Origin of the sequence: Rhodovulum sp. PH10, assembly GCF_000293785.1 — a bacterium.
Taxonomy (GTDB): domain Bacteria; phylum Pseudomonadota; class Alphaproteobacteria; order Rhizobiales; family Xanthobacteraceae; genus Rhodoplanes.
In genome coordinates, this window is sequence record NZ_AKZI01000036.1 from 81,969 (window position 1) to 102,075 (window position 20,107).

General features: G+C 69.8%; 16 protein-coding genes. 2 read left to right on the plus strand and 14 right to left on the minus strand.

Annotated elements, in window-relative coordinates; all coding sequences use genetic code 11:
- Positions 1 to 117: 117 nt before the first annotated feature.
- The gene (locus A33M_RS07355) at positions 118 to 771 is read right to left on the minus strand and encodes a protein-L-isoaspartate(D-aspartate) O-methyltransferase (protein ID WP_008385290.1); all 654 of its coding nucleotides are present in this window, start codon (positions 769 to 771) and stop codon (positions 118 to 120) included.
- 388 nt (positions 772 to 1,159) lie between these two features.
- Between A33M_RS07355 and A33M_RS07360 the strand changes: the two genes are divergently transcribed.
- Entirely contained in the window at positions 1,160 to 1,549 is a 390-nt protein-coding gene (locus tag A33M_RS07360) for a response regulator (protein WP_202801814.1), read from the plus strand.
- Positions 1,550 to 1,785: 236 nt separating this feature from the next.
- On the opposite strand, the gene surE is transcribed toward A33M_RS07360, so the two are convergent.
- The 11 genes from surE to A33M_RS07415 form a co-directional block, all read right to left on the minus strand.
- On the minus strand, positions 1,786 to 2,568 hold the full coding sequence (gene surE, locus A33M_RS07365) for a 5'/3'-nucleotidase SurE (RefSeq protein ID WP_008385294.1): 783 nt from the start codon (positions 2,566 to 2,568) through the stop codon (positions 1,786 to 1,788).
- A gap of 216 nt (positions 2,569 to 2,784) precedes the next feature.
- Positions 2,785 to 4,206 (minus strand): serine--tRNA ligase, encoded by a 1,422-nt coding sequence (serS, locus tag A33M_RS07370; RefSeq protein ID WP_008385296.1) that lies wholly within the window; start codon positions 4,204 to 4,206, stop codon positions 2,785 to 2,787.
- Between the two features lie 137 nt (positions 4,207 to 4,343).
- On the minus strand, positions 4,344 to 5,165 hold the full coding sequence (gene tatC, locus A33M_RS07375; protein WP_008385298.1) for a twin-arginine translocase subunit TatC: 822 nt from the start codon (positions 5,163 to 5,165) through the stop codon (positions 4,344 to 4,346).
- On the minus strand, positions 5,162 to 5,821 hold the full coding sequence (gene tatB / locus A33M_RS24570) for a Sec-independent protein translocase protein TatB (RefSeq protein ID WP_008385300.1): 660 nt from the start codon (positions 5,819 to 5,821) through the stop codon (positions 5,162 to 5,164). Before tatB ends, tatC begins: the two co-directional genes overlap by 4 nt.
- A 192-nt stretch (positions 5,822 to 6,013) precedes the next feature.
- A complete protein-coding gene (locus tag A33M_RS07385; RefSeq protein ID WP_040619644.1) occupies positions 6,014 to 6,265 on the minus strand; it encodes a twin-arginine translocase TatA/TatE family subunit in 252 nt (83 codons plus the stop codon).
- 177 nt (positions 6,266 to 6,442) lie between these two features.
- Complete coding sequence (gene scpB, locus A33M_RS07390) at positions 6,443 to 7,510, minus strand: SMC-Scp complex subunit ScpB (protein WP_237718311.1); 1,068 nt, start codon at positions 7,508 to 7,510, stop codon at positions 6,443 to 6,445.
- Positions 7,511 to 7,521: 11 nt separating this feature from the next.
- A complete protein-coding gene (locus A33M_RS07395) occupies positions 7,522 to 8,523 on the minus strand; it encodes a segregation and condensation protein A (RefSeq protein WP_008385305.1) in 1,002 nt (333 codons plus the stop codon).
- Positions 8,520 to 9,548: a beta-N-acetylhexosaminidase gene (gene nagZ / locus A33M_RS07400; protein WP_008385307.1), complete on the minus strand. Its 1,029-nt coding sequence runs from the start codon at positions 9,546 to 9,548 to the stop codon at positions 8,520 to 8,522. Before nagZ ends, A33M_RS07395 begins: the two co-directional genes overlap by 4 nt.
- Positions 9,549 to 9,741: 193 nt before the next feature.
- Positions 9,742 to 11,682 (minus strand): SPOR domain-containing protein, encoded by a 1,941-nt coding sequence (locus A33M_RS22225; RefSeq protein ID WP_008385309.1) that lies wholly within the window; start codon positions 11,680 to 11,682, stop codon positions 9,742 to 9,744.
- 90 nt (positions 11,683 to 11,772) lie between these two features.
- Positions 11,773 to 13,572, minus strand: coding sequence for an arginine--tRNA ligase (argS, locus tag A33M_RS07410; protein WP_008385311.1), 1,800 nt, complete (start codon positions 13,570 to 13,572; stop codon positions 11,773 to 11,775).
- Positions 13,573 to 13,667: 95 nt separating this feature from the next.
- On the minus strand, positions 13,668 to 14,909 hold the full coding sequence (locus A33M_RS07415; protein WP_040619673.1) for a deoxyguanosinetriphosphate triphosphohydrolase: 1,242 nt from the start codon (positions 14,907 to 14,909) through the stop codon (positions 13,668 to 13,670).
- Positions 14,910 to 15,060: 151 nt separating this feature from the next.
- Here A33M_RS07415 and erpA point away from each other — a divergent pair, with 151 nt between their 5' ends.
- Positions 15,061 to 15,435 (plus strand): iron-sulfur cluster insertion protein ErpA, encoded by a 375-nt coding sequence (erpA, locus tag A33M_RS07420; protein WP_008385315.1) that lies wholly within the window; start codon positions 15,061 to 15,063, stop codon positions 15,433 to 15,435.
- Positions 15,436 to 15,630: 195 nt separating this feature from the next.
- On the opposite strand, the gene A33M_RS07425 is transcribed toward erpA, so the two are convergent.
- Positions 15,631 to 18,831 carry an efflux RND transporter permease subunit gene (locus A33M_RS07425; protein WP_008385317.1) on the minus strand — a complete coding sequence of 1,067 codons (3,201 nt, stop codon included), beginning with the start codon at positions 18,829 to 18,831 and terminating at the stop codon, positions 15,631 to 15,633.
- Positions 18,828 to 19,979: an efflux RND transporter periplasmic adaptor subunit gene (locus A33M_RS07430; RefSeq protein ID WP_040619645.1), complete on the minus strand. Its 1,152-nt coding sequence runs from the start codon at positions 19,977 to 19,979 to the stop codon at positions 18,828 to 18,830. The genes A33M_RS07425 and A33M_RS07430 overlap by 4 nt, the downstream gene beginning before the upstream one ends.
- Positions 19,980 to 20,107 lie beyond the last annotated feature (128 nt).

The following is a 20,107-nucleotide window of genomic DNA, read 5'->3' on the forward strand; positions in this document are numbered from 1 at the left end:
AGACGGCGGCCGACCCGCCCCGGCTGATATGGGCGGTATGGCCCGCAGGGCAAGGCCGGGAGGCTCGCCGGCGACGCCGAACCCGCGACCGGTATGCCGCGACGCCCCGCCCGCCCGTCACAGCTCCTGCGCTCTGCCGGGCAGCAGCGGCACGAAGCGCACCGGGATGAAATCCTCGCGAACCAGCTCGGTCGGCGCCCGGGTGAGGCGGACGATCGACTGCACCTTGTCGGGGGCGCCGAGCGGCAGCACCATCACGCCGCCCTGGGCGAGCTGGTCGACGAGCGCCGCCGGCACCGTCTCGGTCGCGGCGGTGACGAGAATCCGGTCGAACGGCGCCTTCTCCGGCACCCCCTCCAGCCCGTCGCCGACCACCACCGTGATATTGGCGTAACCCAGCGTCTCGAACCGGATTTTTGCCGCGTCCGCGAGCGTGCGGTAGCGCTCGACGGTGGTGACCGCCCGGGCGATCCGCGACAGCACCGCCGCCTGATAGCCCGAGCCGGTGCCGATCTCGAGCACCCGATGGGTCGGCTCGACCGCGAGCCGCTCGGTCATGTAGGCGACGACATAGGGCTGGCTGATGGTCTGGCCGCACGGGATCGGCATCGCCTGGTCGGAATAGGCGGCGTCGACGTCCTCGGCCCGCACGAAATGCTCGCGCGGCACCTCGTCCATCGCCCGCAGCACCGCCGCGTTGGTGATGCCGCGGCGGCGGAGATTGAGCAGGAACTCCATCCGCCCGATCCGTTGATCCGCGAGCGTCGTCATGGCAGGCTCCACCTCGTGTTTCCGGGCGCGAACCGTGGTGCGGCGCGATCGAGAATCCGCCCCAATCGGCCTCTAGCACTCGACCTCCGCGCTCGAACAGCGGATTCGCAGGCCCCGATGATTCCTCACCGCGCGGGAGGAACCAAGTCGGTCAGCGGGAATTGTCTTGCGGGTCGGTGTAGGTCGCCTCGGCAGCCGGGGCGGACGGCCGACCGATGCGGGACAGCCGACCTCGCACCGCACGAAAGACAATGCGGACGGGACGCCCGAGGATCGGGCGTATCCGGACGAATCGCCCGCCTCGCGGCGAAAACCTCTCCAGCGTGCCCCCGGATGTCGGGAGCACGGCGCACCGGCTCCCGGAGCGCGAAGATCAGGACGGAGTATCATGGACATGCCCGCAAACGGGGCCGGAACGAAAAACATCCTCGTCGTCGAGGACGAGATCATGATCCGGATGCTGCTCGAGGACATGCTCGGGGACCTCGGCTACACGATCGCGGGCGCGGTCGGCCGTATCGACGACGCCATGAAGCTCGCCGAGACGGGCGAGTTCGACATCGCCATCCTCGACGTCAACCTGAACGGCCAGACGGTCGGCCCGGTCGCCGAAATCATCGAGGGACGCGGCCTGCCCTTCGTGTTCGCCACCGGCTACGGCGAGCGCGGCCTGCCGGAAAAGTTCGCCGGTCGCCCGACGCTCCAAAAGCCGTTCCAGCAGGAAAATCTGAGCAAGATTCTCTCGCAGGCCTTTGCCGGTGCCGGCACGCCGGCCTGACGAGCCCGCGAATGGCGAATGGCGAGTAGCCAATGGTCGAAGAAACGGCGGGTGGAAGCCCGCCGTTTTCGATTCGGTAGCGCCCATGCGGCATCCGCTATCGGCGCGAATGGCGAGTAGCGAATGGCGAGTGGCGAGTAGTTGTAGACACGGCGGGTGCTACTCCCCACTCGCTACTCCCTACTCGCTACTCCCTACTCGCTACTCCCTACTCGCTATTCCCCGCTCGCTATTCCCTATTCGCCCCTCCCGAACACCGCCGCGAGTTTCGTCATGAACGGCTCGTCGGTCATGTCGAGGCGCAGCGGCGTGACGGTGATGCGCTGGTCGGCGAGCGCCGCGAGGTCGGTGCCGAGCGAGGGCTGCGCATCGTAAAGGCCGCGGCCGAAGGCGATCCAGTAATAGGGATTGCCGCGGCCGTCCTGGCGCGGATCGATGCGGATCCACTCCTGCGCCCGCTTGCCCTGGGCTGCGACCGCGACCCCCTTCACGCCGTCCGGCGCACAGTCCGGAAAATTGACGTTGACCACCACGTCGCGCGGGATGCCGGTGTCCAAGACCTTGCGGATCACGTCGGGGGCGAATTTCGCCGCCGTGTCCCAGAACGGCTTCTTCTTGCTCTCCGGCCCGTAGGCCTGCGACAGAGCGATCGACGGAACGCCGAGAATGGTGCCTTCGATGGCGCCGGCGATGGTGCCGGAATAGGTCACGTCGTCGGCCGCGTTCGCCCCGCGATTGACCCCCGACAGTATGAGGTCCGGGCCGCCGCCCTTGCCGTTCAGGATGTGGCGCACGCCCATGATCACGCAGTCGGTCGGCGTGCCCTTGACGGCGAAGCGCCGCTCGTCGATCGCGCGCAGCCGCAAGGGATCGTTGAGCGACAGCGAATGCGACACGCCGGACTGGTCGAACTCGGGGGCGACCACCCACACGTCGTCGGACAGCGCGCGGGCGATGGTTTCGCAGACATCGAGCCCCGGGGCATGGATGCCGTCGTCGTTGGTGACGAGAATGCGCACGGTGGCGTCGGTCCTTTTTTCTTGGCGAGTGGTGGTGAGTGGCGAATGGCGAATGGCGAATGGCGAATGGTGCCGGCCTCGCGACCTCTTCCCTACTCGCTACTCCCCACTCGCTACTCGCTCTTTCCAGCGAGTGGCGAATGGCGAATGGCGAATGGTTCTCGATCGAACCCCCTACTCCCCACTCGCTACTCACTACTCGCTACTCCCCACTCGCTACTCGCTCTTTATGACGTCCAGCCCGCCCATATAGGGCCGCAGAACGTCGGGGACGACGATCGAGCCGTCCGCCTGCTGGTAGTTTTCCATCACCGCGATCATCGCCCGGCCGACCGCGACGCCCGAGCCGTTCAGCGTATGGACGGGGCGGATCGCCCGGCCTTCCTTGGTGCGGTAGCGGGCGCCCATCCGGCGCGCCTGGAACTCGCCGCACACCGAGCAGGACGAGATCTCGCGAAACAGCCCCTGCCCCGGCAGCCACACCTCGATGTCGTAGGTCTTTTGCGAAGCGAAGCCCATGTCGCCGGTGCACAAGGTGACGACCCGGTAGTGCAGGCCGAGCCGCTTCAGCACCTCCTCGGCGCAGGCGAGCAGGCGCTCGTGCTCGTCGCGGCTCGCCTCCGGCGTCGTCACCGACACCAGCTCGACCTTGTAGAACTGGTGCTGGCGGATCATGCCGCGGGTGTCGCGCCCGGCCGCGCCCGCCTCGGCGCGGAAGCAGTAGGTGCCGGCGGTGAGCCGCAGCGGCAAGACCTCCTCGTCGAGGATTTTTTCGCGCACCAGATTGGTCAGCGGCACCTCGGCGGTCGGGATCAGCCACATGCGCTGCTGGCGCGCCTCCTCGGTGGCCGTGGCATGCAGCCGGTCGAGCTTCTCGCCCACCCACTCCTTGGCGATGCCGCGCTCGGCCAGCTCGTTCAGCGTGCGCTCGACCGCGCGGTTCTCGCGATCCTCGATCGTCGTCTCGCGATAGACCGCGAACTGGTCCTCCTTGAACTTCGGAAGCTGCGCGGTGCCGAACATCGCGTCGTCGCGCACCATCAGGGGCGGCGACACCTCGGTGTAGCCGTGCTCGGTGGTGTGGAGGTCGAGCATGAACTGGGCGAGCGCCCGCTCGAGCCGCGCGAGCTTTGCGCGCAACACCACGAAGCGCGAGCCGGAGAGTTTTGCCGCCGCCTCGAAGTCCATCTGGCGGAGCGCCTCGCCGAGCTCGAAATGCTGCTTCGGCGTGAAATCGTAGTCGCGCTTGGCGCCGAACCGGTGGTGCTCGACATTGTCCTCCTCGTCCTTGCCGTCGGGGACGTCGTCGAGCGGCAGGTTCGGCACCTGGGCGAGCGCGGTCTCCAGCGCGGCGGAGGCGGCCTTCTCCTCCTCCTCCAGCGCCGGGATCTTTGCCTTCAGCCCGGCCACCTCGTCCATCAGGCTCTTGGCGGCCGCCTCGTCCTTCCTCTTCTTGGCCTCGCCGATCTCCTTGGAGGCGGCGTTGCGGCGCGCCTGCGCCGCCTCGAGCGCGGCGATCGCGCTACGGCGGCGCTCGTCGAGGGCGATCAGCTCGTCGGAGAAGACCTCGATGCCGCGGCGGGCGAGCCCGTCGTCGAAGGCTTGGCGGTTCTCGCGGATCCAACGGATGTCGTACATGGGGAAAAAGCTCTCGGAAACGGCGGGCGGACGGGCATTTGCGGAATCGGAACGCCCTTATAGCACCCTCGCGGCGCGACGGACCGGCCGACGCCGCCCGTCGTCCGCGGGATGGAGACCGGAGGTCGGGACGCGGCTCATTCGGCGGGCGTCGAGGAGGAGCCCGACCCTCCGTCGGGGGTGGAGCCGGTTGCGGCCGCCTGCGCCGCCGCCCGCTTCTCGACCAGCCGCACCGCCCAGATCGAGCCCTCGTAGAGCACCAAAAGCGGCACTGCGAGCGAGAGCTGCGACAGCACGTCGGGGGGCGTCAGCACCGCGGCGATGACGAAGGCGCCGACGATGAAGTAGCGCCGCTTGGTCTTCAGCGTGTCGGAGGTGAGCACGCCGATCCGGCCGAGCAGCGTCAGGATCACCGGAAGCTGGAAGGCGACGCCGAAGGCGAGCACCAGGCTCATCATCAGCGACAGATACTCGCCGACCTTGGGCAACAGCGCGATCTCGGCGTCGCCCGGCGCGGTCTGCTGCATGCCGAGCGAGAAGCGCACGATCATCGGCATGACGATGAAATAGACCACCGCCGCGCCGAACACGAAGAAGACCGGCGTCGCGACGAGATACGGCAGGAAGGCCTGGCGCTCGTGGCGATAGAGCCCGGGCGCCACGAACATGTAGATCTGCGAGGCGATCACCGGAAAGGCGAGGAAGACCGCCCCGAACATCGCGAGCTTCAGCTGGGTGACGAAATACTCCAGCAGCGCGGTGTAGATGAACTTGGTGTGCTCGACGCCCGCGACCCACACGAACGGCCACACCAGCACGTTGTAGATCTGCTTGGCGAAGACGAAGCACAGCACGAACATCAGCGCGAAAGCGATGACCGACTTGATGAGCCGCGCCCGCAGCTCGATCAGATGGTCCATCAGCGGCGCCTTGGTGGCCTCGATGTCCTCTTGGGTCATGCCGGCCGCTCCGCGGATTCTTCTTTCGCCGCGGACTTGTCCGCGCCGTCGGCTCCCGAGACGGACGCCTCCGCTGCGGGCGTTTCCAGCGCGGGCGTTTCCAGCGGGAGCGCAGCGGACGCGGCAGTGTCGGCGGGTGTGGTCGGCGACACGGGGGCCGGCTCGCCGGAGGCCGGCGTCATCGGCGGAACCGGCGGCGTCTCGGGCGCGCCCGTCGCTGCGGGCGTGCCGGCGCCGATGCCTTCGGGCTCGTCCTTCGCGGCGTCGCCGATCGCCGTGAGCGCCTCGGTCTTGGCGGCGGCACCGGCCGTCGCCGCGGCTGCGGCGGCTGCGGCCGCCTCGCTGCCGGGCCCGGCGACCAGCTCGGGCGTCACCTTCACCGGTGTCGCGCGGGAGGAATTGGTCTCGGCCAACGGATCGTAGCGGCCGATCGAGCGGGCGGCGTCACTCAGCTCGTCGACCTGCTTCTTGAGGTCGGCCATCTCGGCCTCGCGCAAAGCCTCCTGGAACTGGCCCTGGAACTCCGCACCCATGCGGCGCAGCTTGCCGTACCACTGTCCGACCATGCGAAGCACGCCGGGCAGCTCCTTCGGCCCGATCGCGATCAGCGCGACCACGCCGACGACCAGGAGCTCGCTCCAGCCGATATCGAACATTCAGCGCTCCGAACGACGGACGGCCCGTACGGGCTCGCCGCCCCGAATGAAGACGCCGGCCGGCCGCCGGCGCGATGCCAGCGGTGTGCCGCAGAACCCGTCGCCGTTCAAGCAGATCGCGTAGGGGATCGCAGGGCGGGACGATCGATCGAGAGCCGACCGGGAGGCCGGGCGACGACGCGGCGAAACCGCTCAGCCGACCTTGTGATCCTCGGTGCGCGGCTGCACCGGCTGCGGCGTCTGAACCTGGTGGTCGATCGACTTCACCGGCTCCGGCCGAACCGGCTCCTTGGTCTCGGCGGTGTCGTCGTCGGACATGCCCTTCTTGAAGGCTTTGATGCCCTGGGCGACGTCGCCCATCATGTCCGAGATCTTGCCGCGGCCGAACAGCAGAAAGACCACGCCGATGACGATGATCCAGTGCCAGATGCTCATTGAACCCATCGGACTACCCTCCAACGGACGGGCCTCCAACCGGGCCACGCCTTCGGTTTTGTCCCGAAACTAGGGGGTGCGCAGACCAAAGACAAGCGCCCCGCTGCGCCAATTCCGCGCGCCCCCGCAGGCTTTTCGCCGCCGACGCGCAATCACGTGGACGCGCCTCGAGGACACCGCGATACCTCAGTCGACCTCGCCGTTGCCTTCGGCTTTGCCCTCGCCTTCGTTCTCGTTTTCGGCCGGCGGCTCCTCCGGCCGCGGCGCGAGACCGAGATCGAGATCGGGCGTGTCGTCGATCGCTTCCTCGTCGGCATGCAGCGCCGGATCGTCGGACGGCGACGGCACGGCAAAACCGGGAGGAAGCTGGCCGTCGAACAGGCCGGCGCCCTTCAGCTCGTCGAGCCCCGGCAGGTCGTTCAGGGCCTCGAGGCCGAAATGCGAGAGGAACTGGTCGGTGGTGCCGTAGGTCAGCGGCCGGCCCGGCGCCTTGCGGCGGCCGCGCGGACGGATCCAGCCGGTCTCGAGCAGCACGTCGAGCGTGCCCTTGGCGACCGCGACGCCGCGCACGTCCTCGATCTCGGCCCGGGTGACCGGCTGGTGATAGGCGATGATCGCCAGGGTCTCCACCGCTGCGCGCGACAGCTTCTTCGGCTCGGTCGCCTGGTGGGTGAGCAGCCAGGCGAGATCGTTGGCCGTGCGAAACGCCCAGCGGGTGCCGATCCGCACCAGATTGATGCCGCGCGGGGCGTATTCGAGCTGCAGCCGGCGCAGGCTCGCATGCACGTCGGTGCCGGACGGCAGCCGCTTACCGAGGACCTTTTCCTCGACCGGCTCAGTGGCGGCGAACAGCAGCGCCTCCAGAAGCCGCAGCGCCTCGGGCCGCGCGTTCGGATCCTCCGCGGACTCGTCCGTGGCGGACTCGTCCGGGACGGACTCGTCCGCGGCGGACTCGTCCCTTTCGAGCTGGGCTGCGGATTCTTCGGCCTCGGAGTCTTCCCCCTCGGGCTCTCGAGCCTCGGGCTGCTCCGCGGACTCCCCCGCGGGCTCCGCGCCCCCCTCCTCCGCGGCCTCTTCCTCGGCGACGGGTTCCGTCTCCCCCTGGGATTCCTCCTCCCGAGCGTCGGCGCCGGGCACGTCGTTTTGCGCCGGCGTCTCGTCGTGCGCGCGGGCGGTCCGGTCACCCTCGTCGGTCTCGGGGATCATGGTCGCCTCTTCGGACAGCCTGGCGATGCGCCAACCCTCGCGGCTCATGTCGGCCTCCCTCACACGGTCTCGTTCGCCGCGGGCGGCGCGGTGTCCGGCCCGAGCGCGTGCTTGCGCACATAGATCGGCGCGAATGCGGTCGGCTGATGGACGTCCATGATGCCCTCCCGCACCAGCTCGAGCAGCGCCGCCAGGCTCGAGGCGAGCACGGTCGGCCGCATCGACGGCTCGACCAGATAGGTCGTGAGATAGGCGTCGAGCGCGCTCCAGTCGTCGGCGACGTTGCCGACCAGCCGCTGCAGCACCGCGCGCGCCTCGGCGAGCGACCAGACGTTCCGTTTCTTCATCCGGACTCGGGCGAGGGCAAGGCGCTGGCGCTGCGAGGCATAGGCGGAGAGGAGGTCATAGAGCGTCGCCGACCATTCCGGCCGCTTGATCTCCTCGATCGGCTCCGGATCGCCGCGTCCAAAGACCTCGCGGCCGAGCTGCGGCCGCCCCATCAGCTTGGCGGCGACGTCGCGGATCGCCTCGAGCCGCTTCAGGCGCAGCGCCAGGGCGGCGGCCATGTCGCTCGCGCTCATGCCTTCTGGCTCGGAACCCGCCGGCAGCAGCAGCCGCGACTTCAGGAAGGCGAGCCATGCGGCCATGACGAGATAGTCGGCGGCGAGCTCCAGCCGCAGCTTTCGCGCCTCCTCGATGAAGGAGAGGTACTGCTCGGCGAGCGCCAGGATCGAGATGCGGTGCAGGTCGACCTTCTGCTGGCGGGCGAGCGCAAGCAGAAGGTCGAGCGGCCCTTCGAAGCCGTCGACGTCGACGATCAGCGCCGGCTCGGTGGTCGCCCGGTCGACGACTTCGGTCGGATACTGGCCGGTCTCGGCGACGATCGCCTCGGCCACCGCCTCGGTGGTGGCGCTCTCCGACAGCACGGGCTCGCCCGGCCTGGACTCGTCCGAGCGGGACTCGTCCGGTCCGGCGCCCTGCTCCGGTTCGGTGTGCTCGGGCTCCGAATGCTCGGGCTCGGTGCCGTCCGGCACGCGATCGTCGTCCTCGGCGCCGCTCACGACGACACCTCGGCAGGCAGACGCGCCAGCAGTGCCGCGAATTCTTCACGCAATGCAGCGAGGTCGGCCCCGTCCGGCGTCTTGCGCGCCGCGAGCGCCGCCGCGCAGCGCGCCGCCGCCTCCCCCGAAAGCTCGGGCGATTCGGCGGCCACCTGCTCCATCTCGCCGAGCCGGCCGTTGCAGTGCAGCGCGAGGTCACAGCCCGCCGCGAGCGCCGCCCGGGTGCGCCAGGCGAGGTCTCCCGAGAGGGCGCCCATCGAGAGGTCGTCGCTCATCAGGGCTCCCGAAAAGCCGATCGCCGTGCGAATCACGTCGGAAATCATAGCCTGCGACAGCGTCGCCGGCCGATCCGGGTCGATGCTCGAGAACACCACGTGCGCGGTCATGCCGAGCGGCTGGCCGGCGAGCGGGCGAAAAGCGGCGAAATCGGTCGCCTCCAGCGTGTCGCGGTCGCAGCCGACCACCGGCAGCGCGAGGTGGCTGTCGCACGCCGCCCGCCCGTGCCCCGGCAAATGCTTGAGCACCGGCAGCACGCCGCCGGCGGCGAGCCCTTCTGCGGCAGCCGCCGCCAGCGCGGACACCTTGTCGGGGGTGACGCCGTAGGCCCGGTTGCCGATCACCGGGTCGCCCTCGGGCGCCGGCACGTCGGCGAGCGGCAGGCAGTCGACGGTGATGCCGAGCGCTTCGAGATCGGCGGCGATCAGCCGGGCGCCGATCCGCGCCGCGTCGAGCCCGGCCTGCCGGTCGAGCTCGTACAGCGCGCCGAACCGCGCCGCCGGCGGATATTTCGGCCAGTGCGGCGGCCCGAGCCGCTGCACCCGGCCGCCCTCCTGGTCGACCAGCACGGCCGCCTCGGCGCCGACCTCCGACCGAAATTCCGCGACCAGCGCAGCGACTTGCGCCGGCGTGTCGATATTTCGCTTGAACAGGATGAACCCCCACGGCCGAGCCGCGCGGAGAAAGCTCCGCTCGGCCTCGGACAGCGTGAGGCCGCTCACCCCGGTGATGAACGCGCGAGCCGTCATGGGGCCGTTTATCCCGGTCCGGACGACGAGGTCAAAGCGCGCGGGCCGTCCCGGCGCACTTATCCCCCGCAGGACGCGACGCCACGAGACGCGAACACGAACGAAAGGTAGAGGACTGCGAAAACCGCACGTCCCGGCGCGAGGCCGGGACGACGGGCTTCGACAGGGCGGCGGCCGACCGGCGAAGACCCGGTCAGTTGCGCTGGACGATGCAGTTGCCGCCGATCGACTTCAAGTTCTCGCACAGCTGCACGGCGTCGCCGCGGCTCGCGAACGGGCCGACCTGGGTGCCGTAGAACACCCCGCGCGAGCCGAGATCCTTGCGCTTCACCAGGACGTCGCGCCCGCCGAGCACCGACGGATACTTGCGCTGGAGAATGCGGAACGAGGCGCGGGCGTCGCTCTCCGATTTCTGAGCGGCGAGCTGCACCACGAAGCCGCCGCGGGTCACCGGCTCCGGCGTCACCATGGCGGTGCGCTGCTGCCGGCTCGGGGCGGCGGCGTCCCGGCCCGAAGGCGCCGGCTGCGGCACGATCGACAGCGGGGCATTGCCGTTGTTCGCGGGCTCGGCCGCCGGGGCGGAATGGACGTTGCGGGCATTGCTCGACGACAGCGGCCGGGCCGCCGGCACCGAGGATTCCACCCGCTCGCCGTCCGGCCGGATGGTGACGGTGCGGATCGTCTTCGGTGCGGTCGCGCTGCCGGCGCTGCCGGTCGGCGGCGTAGCCGGGACGGTCGCCGGCGCGCTGACCGAAGGCGGCAGGTTCGCCGTGGTGTCGGGGAACGAGGCGGAGCCGGTCGCCCCCGACTGGCTCTGCAGGCTGACGGGCTCCTCCTCGCGCGGCACGATGCGTTCGTCCTGGGCGGGCTGCACCCGCTCGTAGATCTGCTTGTCGCCGTTCTGGCCGGCGGAGGCGATCTTCTTCGGCCCGGCATCGGCGTGGATCACCGGCGGCGCGCCGCTGTGGCCCTCGCCGCGCAGCATCCGCACGCCATAGGCGCCGGCGGTGCCGACCACCGCGAGCGCGAGGATCGCGGCCGCGGCCATCAGCTTGCGCCGCCCGCCGGACGGGCGCTGCTCGGCATGGGTGCCGTAGGGCGCGCCGGAGCCGTAGGCATAGGCCTGCTCGGGCTCGGCATACTCGCCGGCCTCGTAGGCGCCGTCCGCCGCCGGGGCGTAGCGCGGATCGTAACGCGCGTCGTAGCGCGGATCTCGGGCGGCCTCGGCCTGCGGATAGGCCGGCACCTGCGGGGTGGCGCCATAGGCCGCGGCCCCATAGGCGGCAGAACCGGGGGCGCCGTAGGAATCCGCTTCGGCATGGGGATCGGGGGCGGCGGTGTGGACCGGCGCCTGAAAAGCCTGCTCCTGATAGTCGGGAGCGTCGAGCCGCGGCTCCTGACGGCCGCCGGCCGCCGGCTGCTCGGCCGGGTAGGACTGCGGCCAGCCGTCGCTGCGGGCATAGGGATCGGCGGCGTACGGGTCGGCTGCGGCTGCGGCCGTGGCGGCCTGCGCGTCGGCCGCGAGCTGCGAGGCGGCGAGCCGGCCGAGGGCGGTGTCGGCGCGCGAAGAGGAGGCGGAGGGACGCGGCGGCTCGGTGTAGCCGCTGTAGCGCGGCTCGGCGGCGCGGTCCTCGTCGTCGGCGGAGGTCCCCGGCCAGCCGGCGTCGCGGCGGTCGCTCGCGCCCGAGCCGCTGGTGCCGAACGCACGCGTGCCCGAGGCACCCGTACCCGAGGCACTGGTGCCGAAATCGGTGGCGCGGCTCCCGGTGGTCCGGAAGCCGGCGGTGTGGCGCGCGGTCATCGGCGGCTCGACCCGGCCGGCGGGATCGGCCGCGGGCGAGGCCACGGCGTCGCCCGCGAACGGATCAAACGGCTCGGCGCGCAGCTCCGGCACCCGCAGCTCGGGCACCCGCGGCTCAGCGGCGGAAGGCGCCGGCTCGCGCGCATCGAAGCGGGGCTCGGAGAGGCGCGGCTCGGGCGCCGCCCGGCGCGCCGGACGCACCGGCTCGTAGGGGCCGGGGTCGCTCTGCCCGATCAGGCGGGCCAGCTCGACCAGCGGGTCGTTCGCGGGCTCGGCCCGCGCCGCTGCCTGTGCCGCGCCGCCGTCCGTTCGCCGATACCGGTCGTCCGCCATAAAACTCGTCCCGATCGCGGTGCCACGTTGGAAACCAGGCTGCGTTGCCGGCCCGACCAGGCCGCAACGCATACAACCGCGCCCGAGAGGTCACCGCATCTCGTCGGGCGCCTCGACTCCCAGAAGGCCGAGCCCCACGGAGAGCACCGTGATCACACCTTGCACCAGTGCGAGCCGGGCCAAGGTCAGTTGTGGATCATCCTGGATAATGAAACGTAAATATGGCGCGTCGTTTCCGCGATTCCAATGGGCGTGGAACGCGCTCGCCAAATCGTAGAGGTAGAAAGCGATGCGATGCGGCTCGTGGGCCGCCGCCGCCGCCTCGATCAACCGCGGGAACTGCGCGATCTGGCGCATGATGGCGATTTCGCCCGGATCATCCAGCCGCTCGAGCGGCCCGGCGACCAGCGCCTTCGCCTGCTCGCCCGGATTCTCCGGAAGCTCGCCCACCACCTCGCGGGCATGGCGAAACACCGAGCGGCCGCGGGCATGGCCGTACTGGACGTAGAACACCGGGTTGTCGCGCGACTGCTCGATCACTTTCGCGAGGTCGAAGTCGAGCACCGCGTCGTTCTTGCGGTTGAGCATCATGAAGCGGACGGCATCCTTGCCGACCTCGTCCACCACGTCACGAAGCGTCACGAAGTCCCCGGCCCGCTTGGACATCTTTACCGGCTGCCCGGCGCGCAACAGCTTCACGAGCTGGACGATCTTGACGTCCAGCGCGGCGAGCCCGCCGGACACCGCGGCGACCGCCGCCTGCATCCGCTTGATGTAGCCGCCGTGGTCGGCGCCCCACACGTCGATCAGGTCGGAGAAGCCGCGCTCCACCTTGGAGCGGTGATAGGCGATGTCGGAGGCGAAATAGGTGTAGCTGCCGTCGGATTTCAGCAGCGGCCGGTCGATGTCGTCGCCGAAATCGGTCGAGCGAAACAGCGTCTGCTCGCGGTCCTCCCAGTCCTCCGGCGGCGCGCCCTTGGGCGGCGGCAGCCGGCCCTCGTAGACTTTGCCCGCGTCGCGCAGCTCGACGATCGTGCGTGCGACCGCATCCGCGGTGCCCTCGACCAGCGAGCGCTCGGAGAAGAAGACGTCGTGGCGGACGTTCAAGGCCTCGAGGTCGGCGCGGATCATCGCCATCATCATGTCGATCGCGATCTTTCGCACGTCCGGCAGCCACTCGGCTTCCGGCTTGTCGCGCAACGTGTCGCCGTAGCGGGCGGCGAGCTCCTTTCCGACCGGCACCAGATAGTCGCCCGGATAGAGCCCCTCGGGGATCGGCCCGATGTTTTCACCCAGCGCCTCGCGGTAGCGCAGGAAGGCCGAGCGGGCGAGCACGTCGACCTGGGCGCCGGCGTCGTTGATGTAATATTCGCGGGTGACGGGCTTGCCGGCAAACGCCAGCAGGTTGGCGAGCGCGTCGCCGAAAACGGCGCCACGGCAGTGGCCGACATGCATCGGCCCGGTCGGGTTCGCCGAGACGTACTCGACGTTCACGGGCTTGGCGGCCTCCGGCACCGGCATCCGGCCGTAATCGGCGCCGGCGAGAATCGCCGCCTTCAGCGCGTCGCGCCACACCGCGGGCTTCAGCGTCAGATTGATGAATCCCGGCCCGGCGATCGCCACCGCCTCGACCCAATCGTCCGCCCGCAGCGTTTCGGCGATCGCCTCGGCGATCTCGCGCGGCTTCTTGCCGGCGTCCTTGGCGAGCACCATCGCGGCGTTGGTCGCGAGATCGCCATGGGTCGGATCGCGCGGCGGCTCGACCAGCACGCGGCCGAGATCGAGGTTTTGCGGCAAGCGTTTGGCGGCGACCAGCGCCTCGATCGCGGCGGTGACGCGGGACAGCACGGCCGCGAAGACGTGGCTGGTGTCGGTGGTGATTTCGGCCATTTTTCGGTCTCGTGGCAGTTCGGCGGGCGCGCAAGGCGATTTCGGTGGTCGAGAGCGACCCCGCGGCCGGGCCGGACTCGACGCTCGAGGTTTTCCTAACGCAGTTGCGGGGTCGTGTCGAAGAGGCGGGCGTGCTCGTCGAGCGCGTAGCGGTCGGTCTGCCCGGCGATGAAGTCGACGATGCGCCGCGCCCGCGCCGTCTTGCCGGCCGGCAGGTCGCACCGCCACTCGGCGGGCAGCGTTTCGGGATCGTCGGTGTAGCGGGCGAACAGGTCCTCGACCACCCGCTCGGCGTCGCGCATCACCTGCATCACCCGCTCGTGGCGATACATCCGGCCGAACAGGAACTTTTTCACCGCCCGATCGGTCGCGGCCATTGCCGGCGAGAACGTCACCAGCGGCCGGCCGAGTTTTCGCACCGCGTCGGCGGACGCCGGACGGGCCTCGGCGAGCGCCCGCTCGGTCTCGGTGACGATGTCGACGATCATGGTGGTGATCAGCCGGCGCACCAGCTCGTGGACGACGCGGGCGTGGTCGAGCCCGGGGTGCTCGCGGTCGATCCCGGCCAGCAGGTCGCGTAGGTGATCGAGGCCGGGATCGGGCGCCGCCTTCAGGTCGTCGAGCGAGAACAGGTGCGCGCGAAGCCCGTCGTCGAGGTCGTGGGCGTCGTAGGCGACGTCGTCGGAGATCGCGCCGACCTGCGCCTCGAGGCTCGGATGGCTGGCGAGATCGAGATGATGCAGCGCACTATAGTCGGCGATCTCGTGGGGCAAGGAAATGCTGCATTGCACCAATGTCGATTCCGCATCGCACGCACGGCCGGTTTCGGTTGCGGCAACCAGCGGTCCATTGTGCTTGACGAGACCTTCGAGGGTCTCCCAGCTCAGATTGAGGCCGTCGAAGTCCGGGTAGCGCCGCTCGAGCCGCGTCACAACCGCGAGCGTCTGTGCATTGTGGTCGAAGCCGCCATGGTCGGCGAGGCAGCGGTCGAGCGCCCGCTCGCCGGCATGGCCGAATGGCGGATGGCCGAGATCGTGGGCGAGCGCGCAGGCTTCGGACAAATCCTCGTCGAGGCCGAGGCGGCGGGCGATCGAGCGGGCGACCTGGGTGACCTCGAGCGTATGGGTGAGCCGGGTGCGAAAATGGTCGCCCTCGTGATAGACGAACACCTGCGTCTTGTAGGCGAGCCGGCGAAACGCGCTCGAATGGATCACCCGGTCGCAGTCGCGCCGAAACGCGCTGCGCCCCGGGCTCTCGGGCTCGTCGTGCAAGCGGCCGCGGCTCGCCGCGGCATCCGCCGCATAGGGCGCGCGGGGGCGCGCTTCCTGAACCGCCATCGCCTCCTCGTCGATCTCGATGAAATCCGCCTGCCGGGTTCGGGCGGGCGCGCCCGGCATTGCCGGCCGAACGTCGCCGACCCCGAGTCGCATTGACCCCGGCCCGGTCCCGACTTAACTATTCGAGACACGACAAGCAATTGCGACGGACATGAGCACACTCACCCCCGACGTGCCGACCGGCGACACCCCTCCCGCCCCTGCCGGCGTGACGCTGACCGCGCGGGCGGCAAGACGCATCGCGGAAATCCTGCAATCCGAGGCCGAAGGCACCATGCTGCGCGTCAGCGTGGCGGGCGGCGGCTGCTCGGGCTTCCAATACAAGTACGACATGGAAAAGACCCGCGCCGAGGACGACCTCGTGCTTGCCGGCGAGGGCGCGACCGTGCTGATCGACCCGGTGTCGGCCGAGTACATGGCGGGCGCCGAGATCGACTATGTCGAGGACTTGATCGGCGCGGCGTTCAAGATCAGGAACCCGGTCGCCACCGCCTCGTGCGGCTGCGGGACGAGCTTTTCGATCTGACGGGCGGCGAGCGATTGCATTGATTCTCTCCTCACGCCGAGGAGCGGCGGCAGGTCGCGTCTCGAACCATGAGGCCGCCCTCGCCCTTCGAGACGCGCTCCTGCGGAGTGCTCCTCAGGGTGAGGACGGAGAGAGATTCTCTCGAGTGCGCACCGGTCGGACGGGCGACCGTCCGGCGCGCCGAAAGAAAAAAGCCTACTCCGCCGCGACCACCGGGCGGTCCGGCTTTTCCGGCACCTCGGCGAGCTGCGGCTCGAGGCGGCGCTTCAGGCGACGGTCCACCCGGTCGAGATAGATGTAGATCACCGGCGTGATGTAGAGCGTCAGGAGCTGCGAGAAGACGAGGCCGCCGACCACCGCCACACCGAGCGGCTGGCGCAGCTCCGCCCCCGCCCCGGTGCCCAGCGCGATCGGCAGCGCGCCGAAGATCGCCGCGAAGGTGGTCATCATGATCGGGCGGAAGCGCAGCAGGCACGCCTCGCGCATCGCCGCCTCGGCGCCGAGCCCGACGCGCCGCCGCTCGACCGCGAAGTCGATCATCATGATGGCGTTCTTCTTGACGATGCCGACCAGCATGACGATGCCGATCATCGCGATCACCGACAGCTCCATGCCGAACGCCATCAGCACCAGGAGCGCGCCGACGCCGGCCGACGGCAGGCCGGAGATGATGGTGATCGGATGGATGAAGCTCTCGTACAGGATGCCGAGCACCACATAGGCGGCGAACACGGCGGCGAGCACCAGCACCCCCTGCCCGCGCAAAGAGTCCTGGAACACCTGCGCCGAGCCCTGGAAGCCGGTCGAGATCGAGGCCGGCAGGTTGCTCTCGCGCTCGATCGCGGTGACCGCGTCGACCGCCTGGCCGAGCGAGAAGCCGGGCGCGAGGTTGAACGAGATGGTGACGGCCGGCTGCTGGCCCTGGTGGTTGACCTGCAGCGGCCCGACCGTCGGCACGATCTTCGTCACCGCCGACAGCGGGATCGCCGGGCCGTTGGCGGAGGAGTTGCCGGTGATGCCGCCGCCCACGGTGGTGACGCCGCCCGCCCCGCCGCCGCTGCCGGTCTTGACGAAGATGCGCGACAGCCCGGCCGGGTCCGCCTGCACCTCGGGCAGACTTTCGAGGATCACCTGATAGTCGTTCGAGGGCGTGTAGATGGTCGCGACCTGGCGGGTGCCGAAGGCGTTGAACAGCTCCTGGCGCACCTGATCGACCGAGATGCCGTAGAAGGCGGCGCGCTCGCGGTCGACCTCGACCGTCATCTGCGGATTGTCGATCGCGAGGTCGGTGGCGACGTCGCGCAGGCCGGGCAGCTTCTGGATCTTCTCCTGGAGGATCGGTGCGAAGCGGTACAGGGCGTCGGTGTCGCTCGACTGCAGCGTGTACTGGAACTCGCTCTTCGACATCCGCCCGGTGATGTTGATGTTCTGGACGTTCTGGAAATAGGTCCGCATGCCGATCACACCGGCGGTGTTGCGGCGTAGCCGCTGGATCACCGCGCCGGCGTTCTCGCCGCGCTCGTCCTTGGGCTTCAGCGCGACGAACATGCGGCCGTAGTTCGGCGTCGGATTGGGGCCGCTCACCCCCACCGTCCAGTTGACGTATGCGACCGCCGGATCGGTGCGGACGATGTCGGCGACCTCGCGCTGGCGCTCGCGCATCGCCTTGAACGAGATGTCGGACGGCCCCTCGACGGTGACGCTGATGAAGCCGGTGTCCTCGATGGGGAAGAAGCCCTTGGGGATCACCAGATAGAGCCACACGGTGGCGACCATGGTGAGCGCGGTGACGATCAGGATCACCGGCTTGTGCCGCAGCACCGCGTCGAGGCTCGTCTCGTAGCCGCGCAGCATCATCTGAAAGCCGCGCTCGAACAGGCGCAGCAGCCGGCCCTGCTTCGCCTCGCCGTCGCCGTGCGGCCCGCGCAGCACGCGCGCGCACAGCATCGGCGTCAGCGTCAGCGAGACGAAGCCGGAGATCAGGATCGCCACCGCGATGGTCACCGCGAACTCGCGGAAGACGCGGCCGACCAGCCCGCCCATCAAGAGCACCGGGATGAACACCGCGATCAGCGAGAAGGTGATCGAGACGATGGTGAAGCCGATCTCGCGCGCGCCCTTCAGCGCCGCCTCGAACGGCCGCATGCCGCCCTCGATGTGGCGGACGATGTTCTCCAGCATCACGATCGCGTCGTCGACCACGAAGCCGACCGAGAGGGTCAGCGCCAGCATGGTCATGTTGTTGATCGAGAAGCCGAGCGCGTACATCGCCGCGAAGGTGCCGATGAGCGACACCGGCACCGCGAGGCCGGGAATGAAGGTCGCCGGCAGCGTGCGCAAAAAGAGGAAGATCACCAGCACGACGAGCGCGATGGCGATCGCCAAGGTCTCCTGCACGTCGAACACGGCGTCGCGGATCGACACCGAGCGGTCCATCAGCACTTCCATGCGGATGGCGGCGGGAATTTGCGCGCGGTAGCTCGGCAGCCGCTCGCGGATGGCGTCGACCACCGCCACCGTATTGGCCGAGGGCTGGCGCTGGATCGCCAGCACGATCGCCCGCTCGTCGTTGAAGTAGCTGGCGACCTGGTCGTTCTCGACCGAGTCGATGACGTTCGCGACGTCGGACAGCTTGATCGGCGCGCCGTTGCGATAGGCCACCACGACGTTGCGGTAGTCGGCCGCCCGCGGGATCGCCGCGGAGGCGGTCAGCGTGATGTTCTGCTCGTCGCCGGTGATGGTGCCGACCGGCGTGTTGGAGTTCGCCTTGGCGACGACGTTGCGGATGTCGTCGAGCGAGATGTTGCGCGCCGCCGCCGCCACCGGATCGACCTGCACCCGGACCGCGAAGCGCTGCGCGCCATAGACCAGCACCTGGGCGACGCCGTCGATCTGGGAGATCTGCTGGGCGAGCGTGGTCTCGCCGTAGTCGTTGATGGTCGACAGCGGCAGGGTCGGCGAGACGAGGCTGATATAGAGGATCGGGAAGTCGCCGGGATTGACCTTGCGAAAGCTCGGCGGGGTCGTCATCTCGACCGGCAGCCGGCGTTGCGCGACCGACAGGGCGGTCTGCACGTCGAGCGCGGCGCCGTCGATGTTGCGGCCGAGCTCGAACTGGATGGTGATGCGGGTGGTGCCGAGCGACGACATCGAGGTCATCGACGAGATGCCGGCGATGGTCGAGAGCTGGCGCTCGATCGGCGAGGCGACCGAGGCCGCCATCGTCTCGGGGCTGGCGCCCGGCAGGGTCGCGGTGATCGAGATGGTGGGATAGTCGACGGTCGGCAGCGCCGCCACCGCCAGCAGGCGATAGGCGAAGATGCCGAACACGATCATCGACGCGGTGATCAGCGTCGTCAGCACCGGCCGGCGGATGCAGATTTCCGAGAGGGTCATGCGCCCGCCCTGTCCGGCCGCTCGGCCACCGGCCGCACTTTGACCGCCGCGCCGTCGGTGAGCTGGAGTTGGCCGTCGGTGACGACCGTCTCGCCGCCGGCGAGCCCGGAGGCGATCACGCTGTCGCCGCCGGCGACCCGCTCGATCGTCACCCGCCGCACGCGGGCGACGCCGTCCTCGACCACATAGACGAAGCTGCCCTGCTGGCTCACCTCCACCGCGCTCGACGGCACCGTGACGGCGTTCTCCACCCGCAGCGTCAGGCGCGCCGTCACCAGCGTGCCGGGCCACAACAGCTCGTCGTCGTTCGGCATCAGCGCGCGCACCGTCGCCATGCCGGTCGTCGCATCGACCGTGTTCTCGATCATCGCGATCCTGCCGTGCGCGATCCGTTGGTCGCCCGGAATCACCGCCTCGACCGCCGAGTCGCCCGCCGCCAGGGCCGCACGCACCTGCGGCAAGACCTTTTGCGGCACCGTGAAGGAGACGTAGAGCGGCGCCATCTGATTGATGGTGACGATCGGCGTGAGGTCGGCGGTGCGCACCACGTTGCCGACCTTGACGTTCGCCTGCCCCACCCGGCCGGAGATCGGCGCACGGATGGTGCAGTAGCCGAGCTGGACCTTCAGATTGTCGATCGTCGCTTCGCTGGTGGCGATCGCCGCGCGATAGACGTCCACCTGGGTCTGCGCGTTGTCGAGATTGATTTGCGGCGTGGCGGCGCGGGCGACCAGCTCGGTGAAGCGCTTGAGGTCGCGCTCGGCGCCGGCGAGCTGCGCCCGGTCGCGGGCGAGCTGGCCTTCGGCCTGGCGGATCTGCGCCTCGAGCGCCCGGCCGTCGAGCGTGACCAGGAGGTCGCCCTGCTTCACCGTGGCGCCGTCCTGGAAATGAATGCCGGTGATCGCGCTGTCGATCCGGCTGCGTACCGCGACGCTGGCGAGCGGCGTCACCGAGCCGAGCGCCTCGATCGTCACCGGCACCGGCTTGCGGACGGCCGGCGCGGTCTCGACCGACACCACGCGGGCGGCGACCGCGCGCGGCGGCGGGATGGTGGCGCTGCCGCCCGGGCCCCAGCGATGAACGGCCAAGGCCGCACCGGCGAGTGCCACCAGCGCGGCGCAGCCCCACAGCACACGGCGTCGGGTCATCGCGAACGGTCTTTCGTGCCGGAGGGTAGCGGCTGCCGCGCCCGGCGTGTTCGGCCCGCCCGCCCGCTGCCGCCGGCATCGCGCGGCCACCGGAGCGAGAACCGCTCGGGCGCGCATCGGGGAAGCGA

What these genes read in the sequence shown, in the direction of transcription:
- A33M_RS07425 (WP_008385317.1), bottom strand. Translation starts at nt 18,831, where the DNA reads ATGACCCTCTCGGAAATCTGCATCCGCCGGCCGGTGCTGACGACGCTG.
- tatC (WP_008385298.1), bottom strand. Translation starts at nt 5,165, where the DNA reads ATGACCCAAGAGGACATCGAGGCCACCAAGGCGCCGCTGATGGACCAT.
- A33M_RS22225 (WP_008385309.1), bottom strand. Translation starts at nt 11,682, where the DNA reads ATGGCGGACGACCGGTATCGGCGAACGGACGGCGGCGCGGCACAGGCA.
- serS (WP_008385296.1), bottom strand. Translation starts at nt 4,206, where the DNA reads ATGTACGACATCCGTTGGATCCGCGAGAACCGCCAAGCCTTCGACGAC.
- A33M_RS07430 (WP_040619645.1), bottom strand. Translation starts at nt 19,979, where the DNA reads ATGACCCGACGCCGTGTGCTGTGGGGCTGCGCCGCGCTGGTGGCACTC.
- A33M_RS07355 (WP_008385290.1), bottom strand. Translation starts at nt 771, where the DNA reads ATGACGACGCTCGCGGATCAACGGATCGGGCGGATGGAGTTCCTGCTC.
- erpA (WP_008385315.1), top strand. Translation starts at nt 15,061, where the DNA reads ATGAGCACACTCACCCCCGACGTGCCGACCGGCGACACCCCTCCCGCC.
- argS (WP_008385311.1), bottom strand. Translation starts at nt 13,572, where the DNA reads ATGGCCGAAATCACCACCGACACCAGCCACGTCTTCGCGGCCGTGCTG.
- A33M_RS07385 (WP_040619644.1), bottom strand. Translation starts at nt 6,265, where the DNA reads ATGGGTTCAATGAGCATCTGGCACTGGATCATCGTCATCGGCGTGGTC.
- scpB (WP_237718311.1), bottom strand. Translation starts at nt 7,510, where the DNA reads ATGAGCCGCGAGGGTTGGCGCATCGCCAGGCTGTCCGAAGAGGCGACC.
- tatB (WP_008385300.1), bottom strand. Translation starts at nt 5,821, where the DNA reads ATGTTCGATATCGGCTGGAGCGAGCTCCTGGTCGTCGGCGTGGTCGCG.
- A33M_RS07360 (WP_202801814.1), top strand. Translation starts at nt 1,160, where the DNA reads ATGGACATGCCCGCAAACGGGGCCGGAACGAAAAACATCCTCGTCGTC.
- A33M_RS07415 (WP_040619673.1), bottom strand. Translation starts at nt 14,909, where the DNA reads ATGGCGGTTCAGGAAGCGCGCCCCCGCGCGCCCTATGCGGCGGATGCC.
- nagZ (WP_008385307.1), bottom strand. Translation starts at nt 9,548, where the DNA reads ATGACGGCTCGCGCGTTCATCACCGGGGTGAGCGGCCTCACGCTGTCC.